Source organism: Streptomyces sp. GESEQ-35 (assembly GCF_017948485.1).
Lineage (GTDB): Bacteria > Actinomycetota > Actinomycetes > Streptomycetales > Streptomycetaceae > Streptomyces.
Genome location: NZ_JAFFSX010000004.1, coordinates 171,191 through 190,691 on the forward strand (window position 1 = coordinate 171,191; position 19,501 = coordinate 190,691).

Here is a 19,501-nt window from a genome sequence, read left to right on the forward strand (position 1 = left end):
ACCATTCGCGCAGCATCAGTCCCGCATCGCACCGCCGCCTGAACCAGGAGCACGGTACCCGTGTCCATACCCCCGCCCCCCGGGCCCCACCAGCCGCAGGAGCCCCAAGGGCAGTACCCGCAGGCTCCGCAGTATCAGCAAGGCCCTTACTACGGGATGCCGTACCAGCCCTGGGGACAGGGCTACAGCCCGTTCAACCGCCCCGCGGCCGTCAACGGCTTCGCCATCGCCTCGCTGGTCACCGGGATCCTCTGCTTCGTGCCCGCGGTAGGTCTGGTCCTCGGGCTCATCGGGCTGAGCCAGATCAGAAAGCGGGGCGAGCGCGGGAAGGGCATGGCGATCGCCGGGTCGGTGTTGTCGTTCGTCGGGCTGGTGCTGTGGGCGGTGTTGCTGTCGACCGGGGCCGCGTCCGACTTCTGGGAGGGCTTCAAGGAGGGGGCGCGTGACGACTCGAGCCTCTCGCTGAAGAAGGGCGAATGCTTTGACTCGCCCGACGGTCTTGAGGGCTTCACGTACGACGTCGAGTCCGTGCCCTGCGCCGGCCGGCACGACGGCGAGGTGTTCGCGGCGGTCGAGATGCCCGGCGGCTCCTATCCGGGGGACGACGAGGTCACGGAGGTCGCGGACGACAAGTGCTATGCCCTCCAGGACAGTTACGCGATGGACGCCTGGGCCGTGCCCGACCACATCGACGTCTACTACCTGACCCCGACCCGGGAGAGCTGGCGGCTGGGCGACCGTGAGATCACCTGCGTGTTCGGCCACACGGACGGCACGAGCAGCCTGACCGGCTCGCTGCGCAACGACGAGACGACGCTCGACGCCGACCAGGTCGTGTACCTGAAGGCGGCGCACGTCCTCAACGCGGCCATGGACTCCGCGCCCGCCGCGGAGTACGTCGAGGACGACCTGCCCGGTCACAGGGCGTGGGCCGGGCGGATCGCGGACGCGCTGACCGAGCAGGCCGGGATGCTCCGCGACCACCGGTGGCCCGCCGGCGCCGAGAAGCCGGTCGGGGATCTCGTCGAGGACCTGGAGGCCGCACAGAAGGAGTGGGCCCTGGCCGCCGGGGCAGCCGACGCGGACGCCTTCTACGAGCACTACGACACGGGCTGGGAACTCATCGCCCCGGAGCAGTCGGTCACCGCGCGCGAGGCTCTGGGGCTGGCGACGACGGTGCCGTCGTACGACTACGACGACGGCGACTCGGGCAGCGGGGGAGGAGACGCCGGGATCGAGGTGTGATCGCGGCTGTAGCGGGGAGAAAGTGCCTGCATAGGCCCTCACCGCGCCCGTGTCATCACATCGAGTGATTCTCTGGCCTTTGCTTGCACCGGACAACCCACGGTTGCCACGCTGTTGCTGTCTGTACAACCTGATGGGAGCGGCCAGTGACATTCGGTGAGCAGCCGGCATACCTGCGTGTCGCGGGTGATCTCCGCAAGAAGATCGTCGACGGTTCACTGCCTCCGCACACCCGCCTCCCGTCACAGGCCAGGATCCGTGAGGAGTACGGCGTCTCGGACACCGTCGCCCTCGAGGCGCGCAAGGTGCTGATGGCCGAGGGCCTGGTCGAGGGCCGCTCCGGCTCCGGGACGTATGTGCGCGAGCGGCCGGTGCCCCGCCGTATCGCCCGCTCCGGGTTCCGGCCCGCCGGGGGCGCGACGCCGTTCCGGCAGGAGCAGGCCGACGGCGAGACGCGCGGCACCTGGGAGTCCAGCAGCCGGCAGGCCGAGGCGAGCAGTGCCGTCGCCGAGCGGCTCGCCGTACAGCCCGGGGACCGCGTGATGTGCACCAAGTACGTCTTCCGGGAGGCCGGCGAGGCGATGATGCTCTCCACCTCCTGGGAGCCCCTCGCCGTCACCGGCCGTACGCCTGTGATGCTGCCCGAGGAGGGCCCCCTCGGCGGCATGGGCGTCGTCGAGCGCATGGCCGCCATCGACGTCGTCGTGGACAACGTGACGGAGGAGGTCGGCGCGCGTCCGGGCCTCGCCGAGGAACTGCTCGCGTTGGGCGGCGTTCCCGGCCATGTCGTCCTCGTCGTCTCCCGCACGTACTACGCCTCGGGCCGCCCGGTGGAGACGGCCGACGTGGTCATCCCGGCCGACCGCTACCAGGTCGCCTATCACCTTCCTGTGAAGTAGCGCACGCCGTCACGGCGGTTGCCCCGGCGCCCGTCCAACGGGCGCCCGTCCGCCGGGCGTTGGAATCCGGTCGTTCTCGCAGGTCGCGTCAGGCACCTGCGGCAGGTCGCTGACCGGATGTGCGAACGCGCCCGCACGGCGCACTCGTCGCCGTGCGCCCCCTGCGTCATGGCTGGTTGCGTACCTCTTTGTGAAAAGCCGTATTCGCTGCGTGAAGGTTAGGCGTAGGCTCAGGCATATGCGGATTGCGGTTTCCTTAGCGGGTGGGGCACGGCACAGGCCGCGAGCGAAGCGAAATGGGGGTCCCCCCGGCCGAAGGCCGGGGGAGGGACTCGTGCGGTCGTGAGTGAGAAGGAGCAGTGGGGCGGGATGAACGACAGCACGATCACTCTTCCCTGGCTCGTGATACGGCAGGACGACAACGGCAATCGCTACCGTGTGGGCCGGTACGCGACCCGGGCCGAGGCCCAGAAGATCGCCGACAGCCTCGACACCCGCGGACACAAGCAGCTGTACTGGGTCGAGCGGATCGGACAGAACGGGGCGAGCCCGATCGACTGACCAGGCGTGCGTGAGCCCGGAACCCCTCCCGTAGGCTCCCGCGCATGATGGAACCGATCGTGGTCGTGGGGGCGGCACTCGTCGACGGCGGACGGCTGCTCGCCGCCCGCCGCAGCGCACCCCCCGAACTGGCCGGACGCTGGGAGCTGCCCGGCGGCAAGGTCGAACCCGGCGAGACCCCCGAAGCGGCCCTCGTGCGCGAACTGCGCGAGGAACTCGGCGTCGAGACCGCGGTCGTAGGCCGCGTGCCGGGCCAGTGGCCGCTGAAGCCGCCGTACGTCCTCCAGGTGTGGACCGCCCGCCTCCTCCCCGCCTCCCCGGACCCCAAGCCCCTCCAGGACCACGACGAGCTGCGCTGGCTGACGCCGGCGGAGCTGTGGGACGTACCGTGGCTGGAGCAGGACGTGCAGGCGGTGTGTGAGGTCGAGCAACGGCTGGGGTGAGGAGGCGTGGGGCGAAGCCCCCGCTCTCCAGGGGCGCGGGGAACTGCGCGACCAGCCACAACGAACCCGCACCCGCACAACGACACCAGGCCCCGAGCTCTTAGGCGCATTCGCCCAACCCGCGCAGCGGACGGTACTGGCGGCTAGATATCGGGTATGTGCCAATTAACCCCACGAAACCGGACATGGTGGGCTGGCTGGCCTGGGAAGTGATCGGGCGTGATCGACACCGAAGGCGACCGCGCCGAGTGGAGCTTTCCCGCGGACCCCGGCGCCGTACGCGCTGCCCGTGCCGCCGTCCGCGGGCGACTGCGCGACTGGGACCTCGACAGCGTCGCAGACATCACGGCCCTGCTGGTCAGCGAGTTGGTCACCAACTCCCTGCGGCACGCCACGGGCCCCATCGGTGTACGGCTGGTCCGTCCCGCGGCCCTGGGTGACGTGCTCCTGGTCGAGGTCTCCGACCCCCTCCCGGACCCGCCACGTGAGCGTGCGGCCCTGCCCGAGGACGAGAGTGGGCGCGGACTCCAACTCGTCGCCCTGTCCTCGCGTCGCTGGGGAACCCGGCCCGGCGCGGCGGGCAAGACGGTGTGGTTCGAACTGGCGGTACCGGGCTGAACCGGGTGTACAGCCCACGTCGCACTGTCCGGTGGCTGGTTCAGGCCACTGGCGGTTGTTGAGTCGCGTGATTCGACGACGTGTCCGCTGGTTAGAAGACTGTAGGTGTTGTCGCAGTGCGGACCGAAAATCGTCGGCACCGTGCTGTGATCGTGAACACCGTGTCGTGCGGCGTCGTAGTGCTGGATACTGCGGGCAGCCGCCTCCGGTGACCGGTGCCGGACGCGGTGAGCTGGAGGGGACGGTTCGCGTGAGCGAGATACCAGCGAAGGCCACGGAGTCCGAGGACCCGTCGGGCGGCGCGAGGACGGGAGCCGCGGCTGCCGTCGCGGCCGACGCGACGAGAGCCTCCGGCACTGCCGGGCGGCCCGGCGACGTGCCGTTCGCCGACGCGCCCGCCGGTGACGCCATGTGGCAGAGCAGCCCGCCCGGCTCCATCTACGACTACATCAAGGTCGCGTCCTTCTCCATCGGCGCCGACGGCCTCGTCGACCAGTGGAGCCTGCGCGCCGAGCAGCTCTTCGGCATCCCCTCCGAGCGGGCCGTCGGCATGGATCCCATCGAGGCGTTCATCGACCCGGACCTGCGCGAGGAGGGCCAGCGGAAGATGGCCGAGATCCTCGACGGCCGGGAGTGGACCGGCGTGGTCCCCTTCCGGAACCCGGAGACGGCCCACGGCGATCGTGGCGGCGAGGGCCTCGCCGAGGTCTACGTCATGCCGACGCGCACCGAGGACGGCGAGAAGGCCGCCGTCTGCATCGTCGTCGACGTCCGCACGCTCCGCAGCATCGAGACCGACCTCGCCGCCTCGCAGTCGATTTTCGGCCAATCTCCCTTCGGCTTTCTGCTCATCGACACCGACCTGCGGGTTCGCCGCGCCAACCAGCGGTTCGCCTCCACGTTCGGTGGCACCCCGGACGACCACCGCGGCCGAGGGGTCCACGACTATCTGACCCGGCCGGAGGCCGAACGGGTCTCCGCTGTCCTGCGCCGCGTCCTGGAGACCGGCGACGCCATCACGGACATGCACGTCACGGGCTTTCTGCCGAACTCCGACGAGCGCCGCCACTGGTCCATCAACCTCTACCGGGTGCACAGCGGCACCGGCCGCCCCATCGGCATCGCATGGCTCGGAACCGACATCACCGCCCGCCGCGCCGCCGCCCGCGAGGCCGCCGCCGCCCGGCGCAATCTCGCCCTTCTCAATGAAGCGGGCGCCCGCATCGGCAACTCCCTCGACCTGGAGACCACGGCCCGCGAACTCCTCGACGTCGTCGTCCCCGGCTTCTGCGACCTGGCGACGGTCGACCTCTACCAGGGCCTGCTGGCCGGCGACGAGACCCCGCCCGGGCTCGCCGACGGCAGCGCGTCGCTGCGCCGGGTCGCCTTCGCCAGCGCGGTCTCCGACGCACCCTTCATCGGCGGCGGCACGCCGGTCGCCGTCGGCGCCGTCCACCACTACCCCTTCAACTCCCCCTGCGCGGACGCCCTGCGCACCGCCAAGCCGCGGCGCGTCCCGCCCGAGGAGGGCGGCCTCGTCCAGTCCACGTTCGCCGTACCGATGGTCGCCCACGACACCGTCGTAGGACTCGCGCAGTTCTCCCGTACGAAGGGCAGTGAGCCGTTCGGCGACCGGGACCGGGACCTGGCGGTGGAGCTGGCGGCGCGGGCGGCGGTCTGCATCGACAACGCCCGCCTGTACCGCCGGGAGCACGAACGGGCCCTGATACTCCAGCGGTCCCTGCTTCCGCCGGGTGACCCGGTGGCCGCCGGCCTGGACATCGCCTGCCGCTATCTGCCCGGCAACAGCTCCGCCGACCGGCCCAGCGAGGTGGGCGGCGACTGGTTCGACGTCATCGAACTGCCCGGCCATCGCACGGCGTTGGTGGTCGGCGACGTGATGGGACGCGGCCTGCGCGCCGCGGTGGCGATGGGTGAACTCCGGTCCGCGGTACGGACCCTGGCGCTGCTGGACCTCGAACCGGCGGAGGTTCTGTCGGCGCTGGACGAGATCGCGCGGGGCCTCGGGGCGCCGGGCGGCGTCCAGCAGGCGACCCGGGCCGCCCGCCGCCCCCGCGAGGCGGACCTGTCCGAGGTGTATCTGGCGACCTGCGTGTACGCGGTCTACGACTCGGTGACCAGGCGCTGCACGTTCGCGAACGCGGGCCATCTGCCTCCCGTCCTGGTCGAACCCGGCGAGGACGCGCTGATGCTGGACGTGCCGCCGGGCATGCCGCTGGGCGTCGGCGGGGAGCCCTTCGAGGAGGTGGAGGTCGAACTACCCGAAGGCGCCCTGTTGGCGCTCTACACGGATGGACTGGTCGAATCCCGCGACCACCCCCTGGACGAGGGCCTCAATGCGTTCGTAGGAGCCCTCACGGACCCCTCCGAGCCCCTTGAGGATGTCTGCGACCACGTCCTCAACACCCTCGACACCCATCACGGCGAGGACGACATCGCCCTGCTGATGGCCCGGGTCCAGGGTCTGCCGGCCGGGTCCGTGGGCGACTGGACGCTGCCCCGTGAGCCCCGCAGCGTGGGCCGCGCCCGTGAGTACGCGCGCGGGCAGCTGCTGAGCTGGGACCTCGAACCGCTCGTCGACACGACGGAGTTGCTCGTCAGCGAACTGGTCACCAACGCCTTGAGGTACGGCGAGGGTGAGATCCGACTACGGCTGCTCCTGGACCGCACCCTGGTCTGCGAGGTCTGGGACGCGGGGCTGGTCCAGCCCCGCCGCCGCCGCGCCCGCGACACGGACGAGGGCGGCCGGGGCCTCCAACTCGTCGGCCTCCTCTCCGCCGCCTGGGGCTCCCGGCGCACCCCGCGCGGCAAGACGGTCTGGTTCGAACTCCCCCTGCCGGACGGCGAAACGGGCCTGGCGGATCCGGCGGAGGCGTTGCTCAGCTTGTTCTGAGGGGGTGCCGGACGCCGGTCTACGTCGCTGTGCCCCCTCGGCGGGCGCGGCTGTGGGGTCCGCCGAAGCTCGCGGGCGGGCCACCGTCCGGCGCGCCGCCCAGCAGGATCCCGCCGAGGACCGCCCCGCTGACACCCATCTCACGGGCCGTTCCGGCGACCGGGTTGCCGTGTACACGGACGTCCTGTTCGGCGAGAGCAAGGGCGTGCCGGGCGAGGGTGTCGGCCGTGGCGCGGTCGCCGGTCACCGTGCGCTCGGGGGGCCTCAGGCGCCCCACCTCAGGCGCACGGTTCTGGTCGGCGGCAGCCGTACGGTCCCGGCTCCCCGCCCGGAGCCCGGCGGCCGCACGCTCCTCAGGCCCCGCCGCGAGCAGCCGCTCCGCCTCCGCCAGCAGCGTTCGGGCCTCGCTGCCCATCGCACCCCGGTGTGTCACCACGAACCCGTCCGCAAGGGCGACCGACGCGCGGGCGGCCAGCAGAGCAGCGGTCGGCAGCACCCCCGCCCGCCCCGACGCCACCGGCACGACCGCCCGCACAATCCGACGCAGGGCATCGAGCGGGTCGTACGGCCCACCGGTCAACTCCTCTCGTACGGCGGCCAGCACGCCATCGGCATGCCGAATCCGCGCACGCAACTCACCCACGGGCACGTCCGGGCCACCACCGCCCGCCTGATCGACGGCGAGCCCCCCGATCGCCGAGGGCGTGCCTGCCCCACGCCCGGCCGGATCGGTCCCTGTGCCCGTGTCACCCACGTCCCCGCTCGTCGTTCGGCCTCCGCCGCTATCGGCCGACGTGCCTGCGTCACCACCGGTCCCCGTGCCTATGCCCTCCGCCCCGCCGCCCGTCGCCCTGTCCCCGCCGCCATCGGCCGACGCGTCTGCGCCTGTGCCGCTCCTCGCCCCGCCCTCCGTCGCTCCCACCCCACCGCCCGCGTCCGGCAGCCGCCCCCGTGCCCCCGCTATCTCCGCCTCCGCGCCGGTCAGCGTGGCTGGGACGAGGGTCTCTGCCTCGGTGAGTTCTCGGGCGAGGTGGTCGATGGTGTCGAGGAACACCGTGGCCTGGGCGACGGCGGACTCGGCGGCGCGTAGGTGGCGTGCGGCGCGTTCGGCCTCGTGGGAATCGGTGGCCTGGCGGGCCTCGTTGAGGCGGGATGTGGCGAACACCAGCCGGTCCTTGGCCTGTTCGACGTCGCCGGTGACGGGGGCGGTCGCGGCGTGTGCGTACCGGTTGACGAGGTCGGCGAGGGTCGCCTCCACGGCACCTGCGCGGCCCGCCAGCTCCCGGAACCGTGTCTCAGCGGCCTCCAGCGCCTCGCCCACGCCCCGCTCCAGCCCGCGCAGTTGGTCGAACCCGGCCGCCTCCGCGTCCAGCCGCCGCCCCGCCTCCTGGCACCGCCCGACGATCCCGGCGAGCGCGTGCCGTCGGGACGCCCCGTCGGCCGGGACGCCGTCGTCGTACTGCTGCCGCATCCGGAAGGCGGACGACAGCTCGGACTCCGCGTCCCTGAGCGCCCGCGCGAAGGGCGCCACGGCCGCCGTACCCAACAAGGCCTCGGCGAAGCCGAGTTCCTCACGGCTGGTCCGGACGCAGTCGTCCGCCTCGATCAGCAATGCCCGTGCCTGCTCGTCGAGTTCGGTGGCGAGCGGGGCCGATGCCACGACCGTGGCGCCGCCCGGCGTCGTACGGGTGCGCATCCGCCGGGTCCGCCGTACGTACGCGTAACCGGCGAGCGCGACCGCCGCGCTCGCCGCGACAAGCGGCAGGACGAGGTCCGCGGTGGATGTCTCGTCCTCTTCCTGCGATACCTGCGATACCTGTGATGTTTGTGATGTCTGCGATGTCCGAGATTCCCCCTGCACCCCCTGCACCCCCTGCGCCCCCACCCGCACGGCCGGAACCGGATCCTCGGCATTGATCGTCATCCCCGGCAGCACGAGCCACACCAGCCCGGCCGCACCACCCAGCACGGTATGCGCCACCCGCACGGATATGTGCGAGGCGGCACGCCGCGGCCGGCCCCGGAACAAGGATGACGTCACATTTCGGAGCGTATGACCGGGTATGAGCCCGCGCGACCGGGGTGCGTCAGGCGGGGTGCGGCCTCGACGAGGGAGGGGACACGGGGATGAACGAACCGACGCTTGAAACGGCAGACGTACCGCCGGCCGGCGGTGACGAGGACACGCCACAGGAGCCACCCGCACCCGACGACGAGAGCGGCGACGAGAGCGGCAAGGATGGTGCGGGTCGGAAGAAGTGGCCCAGACGCACCCGCCGTACCCTTCTCGCCCTCCTCCTGGCCCTGCTCCTACCCCTCCTCGCCGCCGAAGCAGCCCTCCGTCTGAACTACACCGGCGACCTCGCATCCGGCACCCACACCCGCGACCGCGACGCGATCTGGCTGGGCCACGCCTGGGTCGACGGCCGGAAGAAGGACGCCGACGTCACCGCCCTCGCCCGGCAGCTCGAAACCACCGGCATCAGGGACCTCTACGTCCACGCAGGCCCCCTGGAACACGACGGAACGCTGCCCGGGTCGGCGTACCCGAGGGCCAGTTGGTTCATCGACGCCGTGCACGAGGCAATCCCCGGCATCCGCGTCCAGGCCTGGCTCGGCGACGTGCTGGCCACCGAGAGCCCCGACGGCATGCGCCTGGAGCGTCCGGAGACCAGATCGGCCGTGGTCGCCTCCACCCGGCAGATCCTGGCGGCCGGCTTCGACGGCGTCCACTTCGACCTGGAGCCCCTCCACTCGGACGACGGCGACTACCTCACGCTCCTCGACGCCCTGCACCGCGTCACCCGCGCCCAGGACGCCCCGCTCTCCGTCGCCGCCCACCAGATCGACCCGCTCCCCGGCTTCCACTCCTTCTGGGGCGCGACCACCGGCCACCCGAAATGGTGGTCGCAGGAGTTCTTCGGCCAGGTGGCCCGCCGCGTCGACCAGATCGCCGTCATGTCGTACGACACCATGCAGCCGTTGGAGAGCACGTACGGCGGCTATGTCGCCCAGCAGACCTCCCTCGCCCTGGAGGTCACCCCGCCCACCACCGACCTGCTGATGGGCCTGCCCTTCTTCCACGAGAACCGCTTCGGCCACTGGGCGCACGCCGAAACCGTCCCCGCCGCCGTCCGCGGCGTCCGCCTCGGCCTGTCCCGCACGGACGCGGACCGCCCGAACTTCGGCGTCGCCCTGTACGTCGACTTCGCCGCGACCGAGGAGGACTGGACGGCGTACCGGGAGGGCTGGGTGAACAAGCCGGACGTGGGGTGAGCCGCACCGCGCCGGCGATGTAACCATCCCGCCATCCAGCCGTCGTGCGGACTTTCCCTCTTTGGGCCCCCTAGTTTGTTGTGAACGTGCTGTGCCCGTCCTACGGTCCACATCTCCGATCCCTGTGAGGTCGCACATCCATGCGAGCGCTAATCACCAGCAAGGCTGCCCGGCGCGCCCTGCGTCCGATCGCCGAACTCATCGACCAGCGCATTGAGCGCCAGGTCCGCCGTATCGTCGGGGAGACTGCCCGGGCCGACGTCACGCAGGAGGAACTGAAGAGGCTGCGTAATCGTCAGCGGCCCCTGGAGCTGTTTTTCGACGGGACCGGGCGCGGGGCGTCACGGCTGCCGTCTGCGCCTCATCTCAACCGCACCATCGCGGAGTTGGCGGAGGTCTCCGGCGGGAACAGGGATGCCGCCGAGCGCAATGTCGCCCAGGCGTTCCGGCTGCTCATCGCGATGGAGGCGCTCGGCGTCGGGCGAATAGCGGGCGGCACGATGAACATCGTCGGCAAGCTCTCCGCCGTACCGCTGCTCGACCCGCCGAACGACGAGATCCTCGAAATCGGCACGCTGTACGGGATGTTCGGCGCCGCGCTGATCCGGATGATGGAGCGGGCGGGTCGTGCGCCGAGCCTGACCATCGTCGATCCACTCGCCGGGACGCAGCTCCAGCCCGGCGCCACCATGGGCAACGACGCCTCCGGCACCCCGGTGAACGGCGCCGCCGTCCGCACCAATCTGGCCCTCGCGGGCGCGGCCGGCGCCGCCGCCCGGATCCAGCAGGGCTTCTCCGAGGACCCGGAGGTGCGCGCCCTGGTCTCCGACCGCTCCTACGGCGTGGTCATCGTCGACGGCGACCACTCCGCCGCCGGTGTCGCCGCCGACCTGGAGTGGGCCGAGCAGATCGTCGCGCCCGGCGGCATCGTCGTACTCGACGACTTCGGACACCCCAAGTGGTCCGGGATCAAGGAGGCCTTCGAGAAGCACATGACCACGGACACCCGGTTCACGTTCCTCGGTCAGGTGGCCCACTCGGGGTATCTGCGAGCCGCCGCCTCAGCCTGACGCGGGGCGGCGGCGGATCTTCGAACCCAGCCACACCAGCGGGTCGTACTTGCGGTCAACTGCCCGTTCCTTCAAGGGGATCAGCGCATTGTCCGTGATCTTGATGCCTTCGGGGCAGACCTCCGTGCAGCACTTGGTGATGTTGCAGTAGCCGAGACCGTGTTCGTCCTGGGCCGTGCGCTTGCGGTCCAGGCCGGACTCGCCGGCGGCGTCCAGCGGATGCATGTCGAGCTCCGCGACCCGCATGAGGAAGCGGGGCCCGGCGAACGCCGGCTTGTTCTCCTCGTGGTCGCGGACCACATGGCAGGTGTCCTGGCACAGGAAGCACTCGATGCACTTGCGGAACTCCTGCGAGCGGTCCACGTCCTCCTGCATCATCCGGTACTCGCCGGGCCCGAGATCTGCGGGCGGTACGAAGGCCGGGACCTCGCGCGCCTTGGTGTAGTTGAAGCCGACGTCCGTGACGAGGTCGCGGACCACCGGGAAGGCACGGAGCGGAGTCACGGTGATCGTGTCCTCGGGCGTGAACACCGACATCCGCGTCATGCACATCAGCCGCGGCCGTCCGTTGATCTCCGCCGAGCACGAACCGCACTTGCCCGCCTTGCAGTTCCAGCGGACGGCCAGGTCGGGGGCCTGGGTGGCCTGGAGGCGGTGGATGATGTCCAGGACGACTTCGCCGTCGTTGACCTCGACCTCGAAGTCCTTCAGGCCGCCGCCCTTGATGTCACCCCGCCACACCTTGAAGCGGGCCTCGTAGCTGCTCACTCGTACAGCTCCTCTTCGGCGAGGTACTTGACCAGCTCCTCCTTGTCGAAGAGGGCGAGCAGGTCGTGACGGATGGGGTCGGTGGTCTCACGGAGCAGATCGATCTGGCCGCGTACCGGGTCGGTCGCCGCCAACCCGCCGGTGGGGTCGGTCAGTTGGCACAGCAGGTTGACCGGGCGCCACTTGCGGTCCATCGTCGGGTGGTCCTCGCGGGTGTGGCCGCCGCGCGACTCCGTGCGCTCCAGCGCCGCCCGTGCCACACATTCGCTGACCAGCAGCATGTTCCGCAGGTCCAGGGCGAGATGCCAGCCCGGGTTGAACTGGCGGTGGCCCTCCACGCCGGCCCGCCGGGCCCGTACGCGCAGCTCGGCGAGTTTCTCCAGAGCATGCTGCATCTCGCCCTCGCGGCGGATGATGCCGACCAGGTCGTTCATGGTCTGCTGGAGTTCCTGGTGGAGGGTGTACGGGTTCTCCGGGGTGCCCTCGACGGGGCCCTCCGCGGAGAACGGGCGCAGTGCCTCCGCCGCCGCCGCGTCGATCTGGACGTCGTCCACCGGCGGACGCTCGAAGGCCTGCGCCGCCGCGTACTCGGCCGCGTGCCAGCCCGCCCGGCGTCCGAACACCAGCAGGTCGGACAGCGAGTTGCCGCCGAGCCGGTTGGAGCCGTGCATGCCGCCGGCCACCTCACCGGCCGCGTACAGTCCCGGCACCCCGCGCGCGGCCGCCGTGTCGGACTCGACCGCGATGCCGCCCATCACGTAGTGACAGGTGGGCCCGACCTCCATCGCCTCCGCCGTGATGTCGACGTCGGCCAGCTCCTTGAACTGGTGGTACATGGACGGCAGTCGGCGCTTGATCACCTCGGCGGGCATCCGCGTCGACACGTCGAGGAAGACGCCGCCGTGCGGGGAGCCGCGGCCCGCCTTGACCTCGGAGTTGATCGCGCGGGCGACTTCGTCACGTGGAAGGAGCTCCGGCGGACGCCGGTTGTTGTCCGGGTCCTCGTACCAGCGGTCGCCCTCCGCCTCCGACTCGGCGTACTTCTCCTTGAAGACGTCGGGGATGTAGTCGAACATGAACCGCTTGCCCTCGGAGTTCCTGAGCACTCCTCCGTCGCCGCGCACCGACTCCGTGACGAGAATGCCCTTCACCGACGGCGGCCAGACCATGCCCGTCGGGTGGAACTGCACGAACTCCATGTTCAGCAGGGGCGCCCCGGCGAGCAGCGCCAGCGCGTGCCCGTCGCCGGTGTACTCCCAAGAGTTCGACGTCACCTTGAAGGACTTGCCGATCCCGCCCGTCGCGATCACGACAGCGGGCGCTTCCAGGACGAAGAAACGGCCGGTCTCACGGTCGTAGGCGAAGACCCCGGAGACGCGATCCCCGTCCTTCAAGACCCTTGTGACCGTGCACTCCTGAAAGACCTTCAGGCGCGATTCGTAGTCCCCGGTCTCCTTCATGTCCTGCTGCTGGAGGGAGACGATTTTCTGCTGGAGTGTCCGGATCAGCTCCAGGCCGGTGCGGTCGCCGACGTGGGCGAGGCGCGGGTACTCGTGGCCGCCGAAGTTGCGCTGGGAGATCCGGCCGTCCTTCGTACGGTCGAACAGGGCGCCCCAGGTCTCCAGCTCCCAGACCCGGTCGGGCGCCTCCTGCGCGTGCAGCTCGGCCATCCGCCACTGGTTGAGGAACTTGCCGCCGCGCATCGTGTCGCGGAAGTGGACCTGCCAGTTGTCGTGCGGGTTCGCGTTGGCCATCGCCGCGGCGATGCCGCCCTCGGCCATCACCGTGTGCGCCTTGCCGAACAGCGACTTGCAGATCACGGCCGTACGGGCGCCCCGCTCGCGTGCCTCGATCGCGGCCCTGAGTCCGGCGCCCCCGGCGCCGACCACGACGACGTCCCACTCCTGCCGGTCGACCACGGACATCAAAAGAACCTCGGATCATCGAAAGCGCCGGACGCGACGAGATAGACGTAGAAGTCGGAGAGCGCCACGCTCACCAACGACGCCCAGGCGAGCAGCATGTGACGGTTGTTCAGCTTCCCGACCCACTGCCACATGCGGTAGCGCACGGGGTGCCGGGAGAAGTGCTTGAGCTTGCCGCCGACGATGTGCCGGCAGGAGTGGCAGGACAGGGTGTACGCCCAGATCAGCACGATGTTGACCAAGAACACCAGCGTGCCGAGGCCCATGTGGCCCCACTCGTAGTGCTCGTCGCGGAACGCGAGCACGGTGTCGTACGACAGGATTCCGGCGACCAGGATCGCGGCGTAGAAGAAGTACCGGTGGATGTTCTGAAGGATCAGCGGAAAGCGGGTCTCACCGGAGTACTTCTTGTGCGGCTCGGCCACCGCGCAGGCCGGGGGTGACGCCCAGAAGCCCCGGTAGTAGGCCTTGCGGTAGTAGTAGCAGGTCAGGCGGAAGCCGAGCGGGAAGATCAGGATGATGATCGCGGGGGAGATGCCCCACCAGCTGCCGAAGATCTCCCAGTTGGGGCCGGCGTGCATCGGCTCGCAGCGCTCCGCCAGACAAGGGGAGTAGAACGGCGAGACATACGGCGCGGCGTAGTAGTCCGCGTCGGCGAAGGCCCGCCATGTCGAGTAGACGATGAACGCCAGCAGACCGGCCGCGGTGGCGGCGGGTGCCAGCCACCAGCGGTCGGTCCGCAGGTGCGGGGCGTCGATCGCGGCGCGCGTACCGGTCCGTACGCCGCCGCCGGGGGGATGGGATTCTGTTGTCGGTGGTTCCGTACCAGTGGCCAACTCATGACTCCGGTCGGTTCGATCCGTTCGAGGGCTCAGGGGGCGTGCCGGTCACGGGCGCCGAGTCCCTCGTCGTCCGTGTCGATCCACAGCGAGTCGTCGTACGGGGTGTCGGGGATGGTGACGAGTTCGGGGCGCTTGGGTTCGGCGGGGGCGGCGGCCGCATCCCGCAGCAGCGCGGCGCTCTCGCGCAGGTGATCGCAGTCGGTGCGGACCCGGCGGATGTCCAGCCCGCCGCTGCCCATCTGCTGCTCCAGGCGGCTGACGGACCTGGACAGGTCGTCGATGCTGCGCTGGATGGACGTCAGTTCGTCGTGTACCGACATGACGTTTCCTCACTTCCGTAGGCCGGGCGGCCGTGGGTGGCAACGTTCATGCGCCTGCGAGTGTTGCGCGTCACACCGGCCGGTGGGAAGCCGTGTGCACCGATTGGCTGAGGTCTGTTGGTGTGTGCGGGTGCGTGGGGGTCGCTGTCCCCGGGGGCTGCGCCCCCGGCCCCGCTTCGGCCTGAAGGGCCTCGTCCTCGGTCGCCGGGCGGGCTGACAACGCCCGACCGGCGTTCACAGGTGCGAGCCGATTGGGCCGAGCGGGTGGGCTTCTGCTGCCTCGCCGCCGTGTCGCACTCCGTTGCTGAACCCTTTCCTCTTAGGTGGCCGCATACGTGTGATCAGCTCCATATACCGCCAAAAGTGATCATAACGCCCTGTGCCCCCGGAGGTAAGAGATGTCCCACGACGGCGTCGGACAGCGCCAGGTCATGCGCTCCGTGGCCTTCCTCGCCGCGGGCGCACTCGCGCTCACCGGATGCAGCTCCGAGGACCAGGCCGGCAAACCCCTGGCCGGGCAGGACATCGCGCCCGCCGGCCGCGCCCTGGTCGCCGACGGCGGCACCCTGCGCTGGGCGGTGGACTCCGTACCGGAGACCCTGAACACCTTCCAGGCCGACGCCGACGCCACCACCACCCGCGTCGCCCAGGCCGTCCTGCCGTCGATGTTCCGGCTCGACGTGAACGGCCGCCCGCAGATCAACCCCGACCACCTGGAGTCGGCGAAGGTCGTCGAGACCGAGCCCAAGCAGGTCGTCCTCTACAAGCTCAACCAGCAGGCGGTCTGGAGCAACGGCCGGGAGATCGGCGCCGCCGACTTCGCCGCCCAGTGGCGTGCCCTGTCCGGCAAGGACAGCGCCTACTGGACCGCCCGCAACGCCGGCTACGACCGCATCGAGCGGATCCAGCGCGGCGCCAACGACCTTGAGGTCAAGGTCACCTTCGCCCGGCCCTATGCCGACTGGCAGTCGCTGTTCACGCCGCTGTACCCGAAGGAGGTCATGGGCACGCCGGACTCCTTCAACGACGGAGCGCGGCGCAAGCTCAAGGTCACCGCGGGCCCCTTCCTGCTGAAGAAGATCGACCGCAAGGCCGATGAGATCACCCTCACCCGCAGTCCGCGCTGGTGGGGGCGGCCCGCCAAGCTCTCCCAGATCGTGCTGCGCTCCGTACCGCGCGACGAGCGGGCCGCCCAGCTGGCCGCGGGCAAGCTGGACCTGGCCGAGATCGACGCCGAGGTGTCGCGCCGCATCACCCTCGCCGCCCGTCCGCAGGGCACGAGCACCCCGCTCCAGGGCCCCGGCGGCTCGGACCCGCTGCGCGGCTTCGAGGTCCGCAAGTCCTTCGAGCCCGCCTACACCCAGCTCGCCCTCAACGGCGCCGACGGCCCGCTCGCCGACGAGCGCGTCCGCCGCGCCGTGGCCCGCGCCCTCGACCGCAAGGAACTGGCCAAGGCCGTCCTCAAGCCGCTGGGCCTGCCCGCCGTCCCCGTCGGCAGCCACCTCGCGCTCTCCGGCCAGGCCGCCTACGCCGACAACAGCGGCGCCCTGGGCGACCAGGACACCAAGGAGGCCCAGGCGCTGCTCGCGGACGCCGGGTGGGTGCGGGGCGGCACCGTCAAGGAGCAGCAGAAGAAGGGCGAGAAGGCGGCCGGCCCCGAGGGCAGGAACGCCGAGGACGAGTCCCAGGGCGGCGACGACGGTACGTACATCGTCGGCGAGGACGGCAAGTCGTACGCGTCGGACCACAAGGCGCCGGGCGAGGCCGACCGGGAGAAGAAGCACCCCGAGAAGGGCCAGGAGCACCTCGCCCAGGACGGCAAGCAGCAGCTCAAACAGGGCGGTGCGCCCGGCGCGTACGCCCCCATGGGCACCGCCGCCCCCGCGGGCGCCCCCGCCGGTCCGCTCGCCAAGAACGGCAAGCCGCTCACCCTCACCTTCGTGCTGCCGTCGGGCGTCGGCTCCGAGACGCTGCGTACGGTGGCCGACCGGATCCGCCGGATGCTGGACCGGGTCGGCATCGGCACCGAACTGAAGAAGGTCTCCGACGAGAGCTACTTCAAGGACCACATCGCGTCCGGCCAGTACGACCTCGCCCTCTACTCCTGGCCCGCCTCCGCCTTCCCCGCCACCGACGCCCGCCCCATCTACGCCAAGCCCGTCCCGGCCGCCGACGGCTCCCTGAACGTCGAGCAGAACTACACCCGCGTCGGCACCGACCAGGTCGACCAGCTCTTCGACCAGGCCATCTCCACCCTCGACGAGTCCGAGACCCGGTCCCTGATCCGCAAGGCCGACTCCCGCATCTGGGCCACCGCCGGCTCCATCCCCCTCTACCAGCGCCCCCAACTGACCGCCACATGGAAGGGCACGGCCAACGCGGGCGCCTTCGGCTTCCAGACGCCGGTCTATGAGGACATGGGGTTCCTGAAGAAGGGGGCGAAGGCGTCGGCGAGTCCGACGTCCGGCGACTGAGGCACTTTCCGCAGGCCCAGCGCCGCCCGTGAGACCTGCCCAGCCGATTCCGCCGCTGCGAAGCTGAGCTGAGCTGCGCGGACACAGCCGGGCGCGCCCCCGCCACCGCGGCCCCGTACGATGGGGTAAGGCCGTGGCATGTCCAGCCCGGCAGGGCCCGCGTAACACAGACGTACGCGCAGGCCGTCCTCACACTCCGGGAGAAGCGCCTCACTATGGCCACGCGCCACGACATCCGCAACGTCGCCATCGTCGCCCACGTCGACCACGGCAAGACCACTCTGGTCGACGCCATGCTCAAGCAGGCCGGTGCCTTCGCCGCGCACGCCGCCGAGTCGCTCGACGACCGAATGATGGACTCGAACGACCTGGAACGTGAGAAGGGCATCACGATCCTGGCCAAGAACACGGCCGTGAAGTACCACCCGAAGGATGGCGGCGACGTCATCACCATCAACATCATCGACACCCCGGGCCACGCCGACTTCGGTGGCGAGGTCGAGCGCGGTCTGTCGATGGTGGACGCCGTGGTGCTGCTCGTCGACGCCTCCGAGGGCCCGCTGCCCCAGACCCGCTTCGTGCTGCGCAAGGCGCTCCAGCAGCGTCTGCCGGTCATCCTGTGCATCAACAAGACCGACCGCGCGGACTCCCGGATCGACGAGGTCGTCAACGAGACCTACGACCTCTTCCTGGACCTGGAGGCGGACGAGGAGCAGATCGAGTTCCCCATCGTCTACGCGTGTGCGCGTGACGGTGTGGCCTCGCTGACCAAGCCCGAGGACGGCACCGTCCCGGCCGACAGCGACAGCCTGGAGCCGTTCTTCTCGACGATCCTGTCGCACGTGCCGGCTCCGGAGTACGACACGGAGGCCCCCCTCCAGGCGCACGTCACCAACCTGGACGCGGACAACTTCCTCGGCCGTATCGCGCTGCTCCGCGTCGAGCAGGGCGAGCTGCGCAAGGGCCAGACCGTCACGTGGATCAAGCGTGACGGCACGATGTCCAGCGTGCGCATCACCGAACTGCTGATGACCGAGGCGCTCACCCGCAAGCCCGCCGAGATGGCGGGACCCGGTGACATCTGTGCCGTCGCCGGTATCCCGGACATCATGATCGGTGAGACCCTCGCCGACCCCGAGAACCCGATCGCGCTGCCGCTGATCACGGTCGACGAGCCGGCGATCTCCATGACCATCGGCACCAACACGTCGCCGCTGGTCGGCCGTGGCGGCACCGGCAAGGGCGCCTCCGCGAAGGCCGCCGTCAAGGACCGCAAGGTCACTGCCCGCCAGGTCAAGGACCGTCTGGACCGTGAGCTGATCGGTAACGTCTCGCTGCGGGTCCTGGACACCGAGCGCCCCGACGCCTGGGAGGTCCAGGGCCGTGGTGAGCTCGCGCTCGCCATCCTGGTCGAGCAGATGCGCCGCGAGGGCTTCGAGCTGACCATCGGCAAGCCGCAGGTCGTCACCCAGGAGATCGACGGCAAGGTCCACGAGCCCGTCGAGCGCATGACGATCGACGTCCCCGAGGAGCACATGGGCGCGGTCACGCAGCTCATGGGTGTCCGCAAGGGCCGGATGGACAACATGTCCAACCACGGTTCGGGATGGGTGCGGCTGGAGTTCGTCGTACCGTCCCGCGGCCTCATCGGCTTCCGTACGGAGTTCCTGACCGGTACCCGTGGCACGGGCATCGCGCACTCCATCCACGAGGGTCACGAGCCGTGGTTCGGCACGCTGACGACCCGCAACAACGGCTCCCTGGTCGCCGACCGCGCCGGCGCCGTCACCGCGTTCGCGATGACGAACCTCCAGGAGCGCGGCGTGCTGTTCACCGACCCCGGCACCGAGGTGTACGAGGGCATGATCGTCGGCGAGAACTCGCGCTCCGACGACATGGACGTGAACATCACCAAGGAGAAGAAGCTCACCAACATGCGGTCGGCCGCTGCCGACTCGTTCGAGGCGATCGTCCCGCCGCGCAAGCTCTCCCTGGAGCAGTCCCTGGAGTTCTGCCGCGACGACGAGTGCGTCGAGGTCACCCCGGAGTCGGTCCGCATCCGCAAGGTGAACCTGGACGCCCGCGAGCGCGCCCGCTCCGCGAGCCGCGCCAAGCACGGCTGACCCACCGTCGTACGGCCGCGCCG

The 19,501-nt window shown here is 70.6% G+C and carries 14 protein-coding genes and 1 pseudogene; 10 read left to right on the forward strand and 5 right to left on the reverse strand.

Translation table 11 applies throughout. From position 1 onward, the window contains the following. Positions 1–60 precede the first annotated feature (60 nt). The 6 genes and pseudogenes from KCH87_RS10155 to KCH87_RS10180 all read left to right on the forward strand — a co-directional run bounded on the left by KCH87_RS10155 (position 61) and on the right by KCH87_RS10180 (position 6,680). Complete coding sequence (locus KCH87_RS10155) at positions 61–1,245, forward strand: DUF4190 domain-containing protein (protein ID WP_308298802.1); 1,185 nt, start codon at positions 61–63, stop codon at positions 1,243–1,245. A gap of 146 nt (positions 1,246–1,391) precedes the next feature. After that, positions 1,392–2,144, forward strand: coding sequence for a GntR family transcriptional regulator (locus KCH87_RS10160; RefSeq protein WP_210585632.1), 753 nt, complete (start codon positions 1,392–1,394; stop codon positions 2,142–2,144). Between the two features lie 369 nt (positions 2,145–2,513). Beyond that, complete coding sequence (locus tag KCH87_RS10165) at positions 2,514–2,705, forward strand: SPOR domain-containing protein (RefSeq protein WP_210585890.1); 192 nt, start codon at positions 2,514–2,516, stop codon at positions 2,703–2,705. A gap of 44 nt (positions 2,706–2,749) precedes the next feature. Then, the gene (locus KCH87_RS10170; protein WP_210585633.1) at positions 2,750–3,148 is read left to right on the forward strand and encodes a (deoxy)nucleoside triphosphate pyrophosphohydrolase; all 399 of its coding nucleotides are present in this window, start codon (positions 2,750–2,752) and stop codon (positions 3,146–3,148) included. A gap of 185 nt (positions 3,149–3,333) precedes the next feature. Continuing rightward, positions 3,334–3,766: pseudogene (locus tag KCH87_RS10175) on the forward strand (ATP-binding protein). A 250-nt stretch (positions 3,767–4,016) separates the two neighbouring features. Continuing rightward, entirely contained in the window at positions 4,017–6,680 is a 2,664-nt protein-coding gene (locus tag KCH87_RS10180; RefSeq protein WP_210585635.1) for a SpoIIE family protein phosphatase, read from the forward strand. Between the two features lie 19 nt (positions 6,681–6,699). On the opposite strand, the gene KCH87_RS10185 is transcribed toward KCH87_RS10180, so the two are convergent. Continuing rightward, positions 6,700–8,604 (reverse strand): hypothetical protein, encoded by a 1,905-nt coding sequence (locus KCH87_RS10185; protein WP_247196049.1) that lies wholly within the window; start codon positions 8,602–8,604, stop codon positions 6,700–6,702. Positions 8,605–8,807: 203 nt separating this feature from the next. Between KCH87_RS10185 and KCH87_RS10190 the strand changes: the two genes are divergently transcribed. Both KCH87_RS10190 and KCH87_RS10195 read left to right on the forward strand, forming a co-directional pair. Further along, complete coding sequence (locus KCH87_RS10190) at positions 8,808–9,956, forward strand: hypothetical protein (RefSeq protein ID WP_210585637.1); 1,149 nt, start codon at positions 8,808–8,810, stop codon at positions 9,954–9,956. 140 nt (positions 9,957–10,096) lie between these two features. After that, on the forward strand, positions 10,097–11,026 hold the full coding sequence (locus KCH87_RS10195; protein WP_210585638.1) for a class I SAM-dependent methyltransferase: 930 nt from the start codon (positions 10,097–10,099) through the stop codon (positions 11,024–11,026). Here KCH87_RS10195 and KCH87_RS10200 read toward each other — a convergent pair. From KCH87_RS10200 to KCH87_RS10215, 4 genes are read right to left on the reverse strand one after another with little or no spacing between them, the layout of a single operon-like run. Beyond that, the gene (locus KCH87_RS10200; protein WP_210585639.1) at positions 11,018–11,794 is read right to left on the reverse strand and encodes a succinate dehydrogenase/fumarate reductase iron-sulfur subunit; all 777 of its coding nucleotides are present in this window, start codon (positions 11,792–11,794) and stop codon (positions 11,018–11,020) included. The genes KCH87_RS10195 and KCH87_RS10200 overlap by 9 nt on opposite strands. Continuing rightward, complete coding sequence (locus tag KCH87_RS10205) at positions 11,791–13,719, reverse strand: fumarate reductase/succinate dehydrogenase flavoprotein subunit (protein ID WP_210585640.1); 1,929 nt, start codon at positions 13,717–13,719, stop codon at positions 11,791–11,793. The genes KCH87_RS10200 and KCH87_RS10205 overlap by 4 nt, the downstream gene beginning before the upstream one ends. After that, a complete protein-coding gene (locus KCH87_RS10210) occupies positions 13,719–14,555 on the reverse strand; it encodes a hypothetical protein (RefSeq protein WP_210585641.1) in 837 nt (278 codons plus the stop codon). The genes KCH87_RS10205 and KCH87_RS10210 overlap by 1 nt, the downstream gene beginning before the upstream one ends. A gap of 35 nt (positions 14,556–14,590) precedes the next feature. Continuing rightward, complete coding sequence (locus KCH87_RS10215; protein WP_210585642.1) at positions 14,591–14,881, reverse strand: hypothetical protein; 291 nt, start codon at positions 14,879–14,881, stop codon at positions 14,591–14,593. A 398-nt stretch (positions 14,882–15,279) separates the two neighbouring features. On the opposite strand from KCH87_RS10215, the gene KCH87_RS10220 reads away from it, so the two are divergent. After that, complete coding sequence (locus tag KCH87_RS10220) at positions 15,280–17,355, forward strand: ABC transporter family substrate-binding protein (RefSeq protein WP_210585643.1); 2,076 nt, start codon at positions 15,280–15,282, stop codon at positions 17,353–17,355. A 215-nt stretch (positions 17,356–17,570) separates the two neighbouring features. Continuing rightward, a complete protein-coding gene (gene typA / locus KCH87_RS10225) occupies positions 17,571–19,478 on the forward strand; it encodes a translational GTPase TypA (protein WP_210585644.1) in 1,908 nt (635 codons plus the stop codon). Positions 19,479–19,501 lie beyond the last annotated feature (23 nt).